Source organism: Stenotrophomonas sp. Steno-Z2 (assembly GCF_056393235.1).
Map to the genome: position 1 here is coordinate 178,391 of NZ_JBWJOY010000005.1, position 8,049 is coordinate 186,439.

13 protein-coding genes are annotated in these 8,049 nt (G+C 70.1%); 7 read left to right on the forward strand and 6 right to left on the reverse strand.

Going from position 1 to position 8,049, the window contains the following annotated elements; translation table 11 throughout:
• Nucleotides 1–4: 4 nt before the first annotated feature.
• The 5 genes from AC06FP_RS12650 (at nt 5) to AC06FP_RS12670 (ending at nt 2,712) form a co-directional block, all read left to right on the forward strand.
• Nucleotides 5–475 (forward strand): SRPBCC family protein, encoded by a 471-nt coding sequence (locus AC06FP_RS12650; protein WP_456116425.1) that lies wholly within the window; start codon nt 5–7, stop codon nt 473–475.
• A 16-nt stretch (nt 476–491) separates the two neighbouring features.
• Nucleotides 492–1,043 (forward strand): DUF2939 domain-containing protein, encoded by a 552-nt coding sequence (locus tag AC06FP_RS12655; protein ID WP_478075741.1) that lies wholly within the window; start codon nt 492–494, stop codon nt 1,041–1,043.
• Between the two features lie 158 nt (nt 1,044–1,201).
• Nucleotides 1,202–1,798 (forward strand): dihydrofolate reductase family protein, encoded by a 597-nt coding sequence (locus AC06FP_RS12660; protein WP_456116427.1) that lies wholly within the window; start codon nt 1,202–1,204, stop codon nt 1,796–1,798.
• Between the two features lie 487 nt (nt 1,799–2,285).
• Nucleotides 2,286–2,543 (forward strand): hypothetical protein, encoded by a 258-nt coding sequence (locus tag AC06FP_RS12665; protein WP_478075742.1) that lies wholly within the window; start codon nt 2,286–2,288, stop codon nt 2,541–2,543.
• A 25-nt stretch (nt 2,544–2,568) separates the two neighbouring features.
• Entirely contained in the window at nt 2,569–2,712 is a 144-nt protein-coding gene (locus AC06FP_RS12670) for a hypothetical protein (protein ID WP_456116429.1), read from the forward strand.
• A 278-nt stretch (nt 2,713–2,990) separates the two neighbouring features.
• Here the strand turns inward: AC06FP_RS12670 and AC06FP_RS12675 are convergent, their stop codons facing one another.
• Nucleotides 2,991–3,203 (reverse strand): cold-shock protein, encoded by a 213-nt coding sequence (locus AC06FP_RS12675; RefSeq protein ID WP_055764855.1) that lies wholly within the window; start codon nt 3,201–3,203, stop codon nt 2,991–2,993.
• A gap of 52 nt (nt 3,204–3,255) precedes the next feature.
• On the reverse strand, nt 3,256–3,636 hold the full coding sequence (locus AC06FP_RS12680) for a hypothetical protein (RefSeq protein ID WP_478075743.1): 381 nt from the start codon (nt 3,634–3,636) through the stop codon (nt 3,256–3,258).
• Here AC06FP_RS12680 and AC06FP_RS12685 point away from each other — a divergent pair.
• Together AC06FP_RS12685 and AC06FP_RS12690 are read left to right on the forward strand one after the other, a co-directional pair.
• On the forward strand, nt 3,623–4,027 hold the full coding sequence (locus tag AC06FP_RS12685) for a hypothetical protein (RefSeq protein ID WP_478075744.1): 405 nt from the start codon (nt 3,623–3,625) through the stop codon (nt 4,025–4,027). The two genes, AC06FP_RS12680 and AC06FP_RS12685, sit on opposite strands and share 14 nt — an antisense overlap.
• A gap of 78 nt (nt 4,028–4,105) precedes the next feature.
• Nucleotides 4,106–5,242 carry a serine hydrolase domain-containing protein gene (locus tag AC06FP_RS12690; protein WP_478075745.1) on the forward strand — a complete coding sequence of 379 codons (1,137 nt, stop codon included), beginning with the start codon at nt 4,106–4,108 and terminating at the stop codon, nt 5,240–5,242.
• Between the two features lie 54 nt (nt 5,243–5,296).
• On the opposite strand, the gene AC06FP_RS12695 is transcribed toward AC06FP_RS12690, so the two are convergent.
• The 4 genes from AC06FP_RS12695 to AC06FP_RS12710 all read right to left on the reverse strand — a co-directional run.
• Nucleotides 5,297–6,019, reverse strand: coding sequence for a spermine/spermidine synthase domain-containing protein (locus AC06FP_RS12695; protein WP_478075746.1), 723 nt, complete (start codon nt 6,017–6,019; stop codon nt 5,297–5,299).
• A complete protein-coding gene (locus tag AC06FP_RS12700) occupies nt 6,016–6,972 on the reverse strand; it encodes a 5'-nucleotidase (protein ID WP_478075747.1) in 957 nt (318 codons plus the stop codon). Before AC06FP_RS12700 ends, AC06FP_RS12695 begins: the two co-directional genes overlap by 4 nt.
• Before the next feature lie 51 nt (nt 6,973–7,023).
• Entirely contained in the window at nt 7,024–7,794 is a 771-nt protein-coding gene (locus AC06FP_RS12705) for an NAD kinase (protein ID WP_456116434.1), read from the reverse strand.
• A gap of 6 nt (nt 7,795–7,800) precedes the next feature.
• Nucleotides 7,801–8,049, reverse strand: a 249-nt coding sequence (locus AC06FP_RS12710; RefSeq protein ID WP_478075748.1) for a hypothetical protein, incomplete at its 5' end; no start/stop codon positions are given.

The window sequence follows — 8,049 nt, forward strand, 5'->3', positions numbered from 1 at the left end:
CGCCATGGCCGCCATCCACCACCAGCTCTGGATCGACGCACCGCTGGCCACCGTCCACGCCGGGCTGGCGACGGCCGAAGGACTGGGCCGCTGGTGGGTCGCGCATACCGCCAGCGTGATCGATGGCGAGACGGTCATCAGCCACAACCCCGGGCCGGCGCACGGCGTGGTGGCGATGAAGGTGCTGGAAGCCTCCACGCAGCGCGTGCGCTGGGAAGTGATCAGCCGGCACCCGGCGCAGAGCCCGGCCTCGGCCTGGACCGGCACCGAGATCCGCTTCGAACTGTCGCGCCGCGCCAGCCCCGGCGCCTGGCGCGGCCTGCCGCACGAAGGCGAACCGATGACGGTGCTGGAGTTCCACCACCTGGGCTGGAACCCGGACAGCGAATTCCTCGGCTTCTGCAGCCAGGCCTGGGCCGAGACCCTGGTGATGCTGCGGCGCTGGGCCGAGTCCCATCCCGACCTGCCGGCCTGAGCCGCGGAGCGCGTCGATGAAGAAATGGCTGCTGCCCACCGTCGCCGCCCTGTTGGTGCTGCTTGCCGGCTACGTGGCCGCCGGCCCGTGGCTGGCGATCCACGGCATCGGCAAGGCGATCGAGCAGCGCGATGCCGCGCGCCTGTCGCGCTATGTCGATTTCCCCGCGCTGCGGGTCAACCTCAAGGCACAGCTCGACGACCAGCTGGTGCGGCGCGCCGGCAGCGGGCTGCAGTCCAGCCTGTTCGGCGCCGTGGCGCTGGGCGTGGCCGGCCGCCTGACCGGCGCGGCGGTGGACGTGATGGTCACGCCCGCCGGCGTCGCCACCCTGCTGCAGGGCCATGACGTGTGGAAGCGCGCCACCGGCGATACCGCCGATGGCGACACCTGGGGCCCGCCGGCGCCGGCGCGGCCGCTGCAGGGCGCGCACGGGCGCTACGAATCGCTGTCGCGTTTCACCGCCACCCGGCAACTGGACGACGGCAGCGAAGTGGTCTTCGTGCTGAGCCGGCAGGGGCTGCGCTGGCGCCTGACCGACATCGCGCTGCCGCGGGACGCGCCCGGCTGAGAACGGGCACGGCCGCTGCCGCCCGGTCCGCATCCGCTCTTCGCCCCTTGTCGATTTCCGTCCCCGTCGTGCGTCGTGGTTGATGGAGAGCGCGCAGACGCGCTTTCCGCCACCGCCGGCCCCGGCCGGCAGTCCCCGGACCCGACCGGAGCAGGAACATGCGAACCCTCAGGCTCATCGAACACATCTCGCTGGACGGCGTGATCCAGCACTCCGCCGACGGCGGAGATTTTCCCTACAGCGACTGGACCGTGCCCTACCGCACGCCGGCCGGCCGCGAGGCGATCACCGCCGCGCATGGCCAGGATTTCGACCTGCTGCTGGGACGCCGCACCTACGACCTCTGGTCCGGCTTCTGGCCGCAGGCGCCGCGCTCACCGCTGGCCGACAGCCTCAACGCCGCGACCAAGCACGTCGCCACCCATCGCCCGGAAAGCCTGGCCTGGGGCCCGGCCGAGGCCATCGGGCCCGATCTCGTCGGCGACGTGCGCCGCCTCAAGGCGCAGGGCGGGCGCGAACTCATCCTCTCCGGCAGCTCCACCCTGACCTCGCCCCTGCTCGCGCATGGACTGGTGGACGAGATCCTGCTAGTGGTCTATCCGGTCCTGCTCGGCACCGGCAAGCGCCTGTTCGCCGAGGGGACGCCGGCACGGTCGTTCGCGCCGGCCGGCACCCAGGCACTGGCGTCCGGCGTCGTGCTCAACACCTATCGGGTGGTCGGCCCGTTGAATGCCGGGAAAAGTGCCACCGGATAGCTCCGCTGCAGGCACGGCCAAGCGACGAAAGGCCGGCATCGATGTACGCCACCAGTGGCGCGGTGCATGCGGTACAGGCCCAGGTCCGCGGGAGCGTGAAACCGCCCCTTCCCGCAGGGTGCTAGCATGTCGGTGCAGGTCGACGCCTGCCACGCGCGCTCCGCGCAGCCGCCCAGGCAGTTGCCCGCTTCGCTCCCTTTCCTGCGTCATCCGCTCCGGCAGCGCTGGGCGGTCGCTCAACGGGAGCCTCGTGCCTGGCCATTCCGCTTGCGACAAACCGGTTCCGCGCCAGCGCTACCGGCTCCCCCTCCGCTCCGGCAGGCATGCATCGGCCGGATTGTCTCCGGCCCACCAGCGGGCGCGGGCAGCAGCCTGCGCAGGCCAGCCATGGACAGATCCAGCGGGCGGTCCTTCGCCGAGCCGCCCCGCAATGGATACGCGCATCCGAAACCGCGCCATCGAATCGACATCGGCATGAGGAAAGATGATGAGCACCCTCCGAAAGTCCAACAGCACCGCAGCGAAACGAACCGGATCGGCGTTCGCCGGCCCGCCCCAGCACGGCCCCCTGACCGGTGAACGCATCGCCGCGGACCTGGCCGCATTCGGCAAGGCGGGCGGAAAGATAGAAGTACTCGGCAACACCCCGTTGCGCGGCAGGACCGCGGCCGCGAAACCCACGCCGACTGACCGGAAGGACAAGGTGGTGGCGCCCACCGCCGGCACTCCCGCAGGAAAGACCTGATTCCCCTCCGCAACGGACGACAGCTTTGGCCAAGATCAACTATTCATTCGAAAAGCGGCAGCGCGAGCTGGCCAAGAAGAAACAGAAGGAAGCAAAGCTCGCCAAGAAGCGCGGCGACGCGGGCACATCGCCGGCCGACGCCGCCGACCGGCCGGCCCCCACCCGTTGATGCCGCCAGGACGCCCACGTACCGCACGCGTGGGCCTCCGTCGGCCGCGGTGCCGGGTCGAGGCGCGATGCAGGACCGCGGCGCACGGATCTTCCGGCTGTCTCCCCCGCTCGGCAGGCATGCCGCGGAACCGAGCATGAAAGACGGACGCGGCGCACCGGCGTCGCGATCCGCCCAGGCCGCGGAGCTTCCACCCTCTCCAGGGGCGCGCGCGGTGCCGCGCCAATGAAAAAGCCCGGCATGGAGCCGGGCTTTTCATCAAACGATCGCCGGTCGGATCAGACCACGCGGACCTGGTCGGCCTGCATGCCCTTCTGGCCCTTCACCGCCACGTAGGTGACCTTCTGGCCTTCCTGCAGCGACTTGAAGCCGGACGATTCGATCGAGCGGAAGTGGACGAACAGGTCTTCGCCGCCGCCATCCTGGGTGATGAAGCCAAAACCCTTGGCGTCGTTGAACCACTTCACGGTACCGGACTGGGACTGGGACATTTCAATGCTCCTTGTTGCGGATGAAGCCGCATTTGCGGCAGGGACGCTGAGTTCAAGGAGAATTGAGAAGCGGGTGCAACAGTGCAGACAGGACGCCTGCAGCATCGGGCCACGATTCAAGGTGACCCTTGTAAATCAGCCCGGCCACCGTAGAGACTTCCTGCCCATAAAGCAAATGCAGGCGGAGTCGCGGTTCAGCCTGGGCTGTCTGGACACCCTCCCCGCCCCTGATGGCGCCGCCACTGCCCGCCGGTATGCTGTTGGCCATGCGGGCAGGCATCAAAGGTCTGCGCGAAGGCCGCAACAACGGCGTGCGCGCCATGCCGGCGTGGCCGTCACGGCGACCGGGGAACCACGTATCGCCCGCCACATCGTTCCAGCCACCGCCGCCACGCAGGCGGCCAACGAAGGGGAAACCGATGAACTGGATCATTCGTCTCGCCCGCTGGCTCTACGCGCTCTTCTACGCCTATGTCGGCGCGTCGTGGTTCTCGTACCGGCTGTTCGGAACCTCGTGGCCGGAGCACAAGGAGACGCCGGCTGCCAAGGCGTTGACCACGGCGCTGACCGACAGCGGCATCGTCGATCCGTTCATCGCCTCGGCCTGCCTGGTGGGCGGCGCCTGCCTGTTCTTCCGCAGGACCGCCCCGCTCGGCATCGCGATACTGGCGCCGCTGGTGACCGGCATCTTCCTGTTCCACGCCTTCCTCAACCAGAACCCGGCCTGGGGCGCGTTCCACCTGGGCTGCCTGCTGGTGCTGGCATGGTGCCACCGGTCCGCGTTCCGGCCGTTGTGGAATCATGGCCGTTCGCCGCGCGGCTGACGCTCGCCCGCGCCAGCCCGGCGCAGCCGGCCGAGCTCCGTTCCAGTGATCGGCGCCCCCAGGACTGATCGAGCCCGCATGCACACTCCGCACGACCCGGACCGCCGAAGCCTCTGCGCCACGCTGCTGGCCACCGGCCTGCTTTCCCTGCTGCCGGAACGCACCCGGTCCGCCCCGGCCGATGGCTGCCGGCCGCTGCGCGCCCTGCTCGAGGACGAGCACCAGCCCGGCATGGCGGGGGTGGTGGTGGAGCGCGGGCGCATCGTGGCGCAGGCCGGCACCGGCCTGCGCGATGACGCCAGCGCCGAACCGGTACGGACCGATACCGTCTTCGAGCTGGGCTCGATCACCAAGGTATTCACCGCGCTGCTGGTATTCCGGCTGCGGCAGCGCGGCCTGCTCGCTCCCGACATGCCGGTCGGCGCCTTCCTCGACGACCTGCCGGCCGCCTGGCGGCCGATCACGCTGCGCCGCCTGCTCAGCCATACCTCGGGCATCCCCAACTATCTCGACGAGCACAATTTCCTGCAGCTCATGCCCACCGATCCACGCCCACGCGAACTGCTCGCGCGGGTCGCGGACAGGCCGCTCGATTTCGCGCCCGGCACGCGCCACGCCTATTCCAACACCAATTACATCCTGCTCGGACTGCTGGTCGAACAGCTGGCCGGCATGGACTACTGGCGCTTCCTGCGGCAGCAGATCCTCGATCCCCTGGAGATGCGCGGAGCCGGGCCGCGCAGGGAAGCGGACGACCGCCCACTCGCCCAGGGCCACCTCTACCAGGACGGGCGCTGGCTGCGCCCGCCGGTCACCGCGCCCGGTGCCGCCTGGGCGGCGGGAAGCCTGCTGGCGAGTATCGACGACATGGCCCGGTTCGCCATCGACCTGGACCAGGAAAGACTGCTGCCGGCCAGCGCGCTGCGGGAAATGTGGCGCGACACGCCGCTCGAAGGCAGCGGCAGCGCCGGCTGGGGCGCGGGCTGGGAACTGGCCGACGGCGGGCGCGTCGTCGGCCACGGCGGCGGCACCGCCGGCTTCACCGCCTACCTGCGGCACGTGCCGGCGTTGCGGCGGACGGTGGTGGTGCTGATCAACCGTGCCGGGGACATCGCGCCGAAGGAAATCGCCGGACGCCTGGACCAGCAAACCCGTGCCTGCGATCGCAGTGGAAAACGCGGAGGTTCCGTCGTCGGCGGCGTGAGCACCGGCTGAGGCGGCTGCCGCAACCGGCAGCAAGGAACCACGGGTGCTCCCGGGTCCGTCCTGTCAGTATCCAGACCTGTCCCAGGCCGCCGCCAATCGCCGGAAGCCGGCCCGCAACTGCCCGCGCGCGCCCCACGGCAATGCGGCCAGCGCCGCATCGACCGGGCCCGGCCGCGGCATGCCGTTCCAGGCGATCGCCACCTTGTTGCTCATGTCCGGTTCGTCCAGCTTCAGCACGCGGCCGTCGAAACTGCGGCGCAGCCGCGTCAGATGGGCGCGGGTGTCGGTGTCGTAGAGGTTGCTGGCCATGACGCCGTCGGCGCCCAGCGCAGCGCGGCAGTCGTCGTAGAAGGCCTGGGTGGACAACGCCGCGGGAATGCCCTGCGCATCGTAGGCATCGAGCAGCAGCAGGTCGAAGCTGCCGCGGTGGCCGCGCAGCCAGCGCGCGCCGTCGACGCATTCCACGCGCAGCCGCGCATCGTCGGCCGGAATCTGGAACTCGCCGCGCAGCGCGATCACGTCCGCATCGTTTTCCGCCACGTCGATGCGCGCCTGCGGCAGGTGGCGGTGGCAGAACTTGGTCTGCGCGCCGCCGCCCAGCCCGATGATGCCGATGCGACGCGGCGCCGGGTGCAGCCACAGCGCGGCGAGCATGGTGCGGGTATAGCCCACGTGCAGCCGCTGCGGGAACCAGCGCGACATGCGCGTCTGGGTCACGTCGCCATGGAACTGCAGCTCCACGTGCCGCCAGGTACGGCGGACGTGGGCGCCTCCGCCGCCGTTCATTCCACGCGGTCGGCGTTGGCGATGCCGTGCGGCACGTGGCCGGCGGCGACGCTGTGGTGCTGGCGGGCGCTGTCGATGTTGTGCTGCGAATCGTCGAAGAAGATGTCCGCGCCGAACGCCTCCAGGAACGGCCCCTTGTGGCGGCCGCCGAGGAACAGCGCCTCGTCCAGGCGCACGCCCCACTCGCGCAGGGTGCGGATCACCCGCTCGTGCGCCGGCGCCGAACGCGCGGTGACCAGCGCGGTGCGGATCGGCGCCTCCTCGCCCACCGGGAACGCGGCCTGCAGCGCATGCAGGGCCGAGAGGAAATTGCGGAACGGCCCGCCGCTGAGCGGCTCGTGCGCGTTCTCGCGTTCGTGGCGACCGAAAGCCTCCACGCCGTGCTCGCGCGAGATGCGCTCGCCCTCGTCGCCGAAGATCACCGCGTCGCCATCGAAGGCGATGCGTAGCTGGGTGGGCGGGCGCCCGGTGTCGGTGGCCGCGGCGGCGGCGGAGACCTCGCCGGGACCGCGCGGCAGGATGGTGGCCGCGGCGATGCCGTGCACCAGCGCGCGCCGCACCGATTCGGGGTTGGCCGACAGGAACAGGTCGGTGCCGAACGGCTTGACGTAGGGCCAGGTCGGCTCGCCGGCGGTGAAGGTGGCGCGCACGATGCCCAGGCCGTAGTGCTGGATGGAATTGAAGATGCGCAGCCCGGTATCGGCCGAATTGCGCGAGAGCAGGATCACCTCCACCCGCGGCGTTTCCAGCGGCGCACCGTCGTTCAGCGCCAGCAGCTTGCGCACCACCGGAAAGGCCACGCCCGGCTTGAGGATGTCGTCCTCGTGTTCGCGCTGGTAGGCCGCGTAGGCCTCCACGCCCTCGCGCTCGAACAGCGCATGCCCTTCCTCCAGGTCGAACAGCGCCCGCGAGGTCACCGCCACCGTCAACAGCCTGGGAGAGTTGTCACCCATGATCCTGATCCATTGCCTTTGCCGTCGCCGGCGTCGTTGCCGCGCATCCGCTCAGAACATGAACTGTTCGCTGAGGATGCGTTCTTCCAGATTGTGTTCGGGGTCGAACAGCAGGGTCACCTGCCGCTCGCGCGACTCACGGATGGTCACCTCGACCACGTCGCGCGTCTCGTGCGAATCGGCGGTGACGCTGACCGGCCGCTTGTAGGGGTCGAGCACGCGGAAACGCACCTCGGTCTCGGCCTTGAGGATGGCGCCGCGCCAGCGCCGCGGCCGGTACGGCGCCAGCGGCGTGAGCGCGATGGTGTTCGAGCCCAGCGGCAGGATCGGCCCGTGCGCGGAATAGTTGTAGGCGGTGCTGCCGGCCGGGGTGGAGACCAGCACGCCGTCGCAGATCAGCTCCTCCACGCGCTGCTGGCCGTTGAGGTCGATGCCGATGTGCGCGGCCTGGCGCGTCTGCCGCAGCATCGACACGTCGTTGTAGGCCAGCGAGCCGACCGTGGTGCCCGATTCGGTGCGCGCGATCATCTCCAGCGGGCGCAGGTGCGCCGGCTCGGCCTGCGCCAGCCGCTGCAGCAGGTCGTCGTCGCGATGGTGGTTCATCAGGAAGCCGACCGTGCCCAGCTTCATGCCGAACACCGGCTTGCCGGTGCTGCCGAAGCGGTGCAGCGTCTGCAGCATGAAGCCATCGCCGCCCAGCGGGCACAGCACGTCGGCATCGTCCGGCGCGTGGTCGCCGTAACGCGCGGCCAGGCGTTCGCGCGCCTGCTGCGCGGCATCGGTGCTGCTGGCGAGAAAGGCGATGCGGGGGGACATGGCCATCGTCGGTTATCGAAGGATTGCCGAGGATAACCCGCAATGGCGAATGGTGCGGCGGCAGCCCGGCGTCGGGTACTGATCCTGGCGATGGACAGGCCACATGGCAAAGAGCGTGCTTGTTTCCATCCGTAGGAGCGGCTTCAGCCGCGATTGCCTTTGCAACACGTCCGGAAAGCATTCGCGGCTGAAGCCGCTCCTACGGGTGGAAAGCACCGCGGCCAGGGCCGCTCCCACCGCAACACCCGTTGCATTGGCAGA

Bases quoted from the DNA above. Each gene is read 5' to 3' on its own strand.
- AC06FP_RS12650 (WP_456116425.1), top strand. From the start codon at position 5: ATGGCCGCCATCCACCACCAGCTCTGGATCGACGCACCGCTGGCCACC.
- AC06FP_RS12655 (WP_478075741.1), top strand. From the start codon at position 492: ATGAAGAAATGGCTGCTGCCCACCGTCGCCGCCCTGTTGGTGCTGCTT.
- AC06FP_RS12660 (WP_456116427.1), top strand. From the start codon at position 1,202: ATGCGAACCCTCAGGCTCATCGAACACATCTCGCTGGACGGCGTGATC.
- AC06FP_RS12665 (WP_478075742.1), top strand. From the start codon at position 2,286: ATGAGCACCCTCCGAAAGTCCAACAGCACCGCAGCGAAACGAACCGGA.
- AC06FP_RS12675 (WP_055764855.1), bottom strand. From the start codon at position 3,203: ATGTCCCAGTCCCAGTCCGGTACCGTGAAGTGGTTCAACGACGCCAAG.
- AC06FP_RS12685 (WP_478075744.1), top strand. From the start codon at position 3,623: ATGAACTGGATCATTCGTCTCGCCCGCTGGCTCTACGCGCTCTTCTAC.
- AC06FP_RS12680 (WP_478075743.1), bottom strand. From the start codon at position 3,636: ATGATCCAGTTCATCGGTTTCCCCTTCGTTGGCCGCCTGCGTGGCGGC.
- AC06FP_RS12690 (WP_478075745.1), top strand. From the start codon at position 4,106: ATGCACACTCCGCACGACCCGGACCGCCGAAGCCTCTGCGCCACGCTG.
- AC06FP_RS12695 (WP_478075746.1), bottom strand. From the start codon at position 6,019: ATGAACGGCGGCGGAGGCGCCCACGTCCGCCGTACCTGGCGGCACGTG.
- AC06FP_RS12700 (WP_478075747.1), bottom strand. From the start codon at position 6,972: ATGGGTGACAACTCTCCCAGGCTGTTGACGGTGGCGGTGACCTCGCGG.
- AC06FP_RS12705 (WP_456116434.1), bottom strand. From the start codon at position 7,794: ATGGCCATGTCCCCCCGCATCGCCTTTCTCGCCAGCAGCACCGATGCC.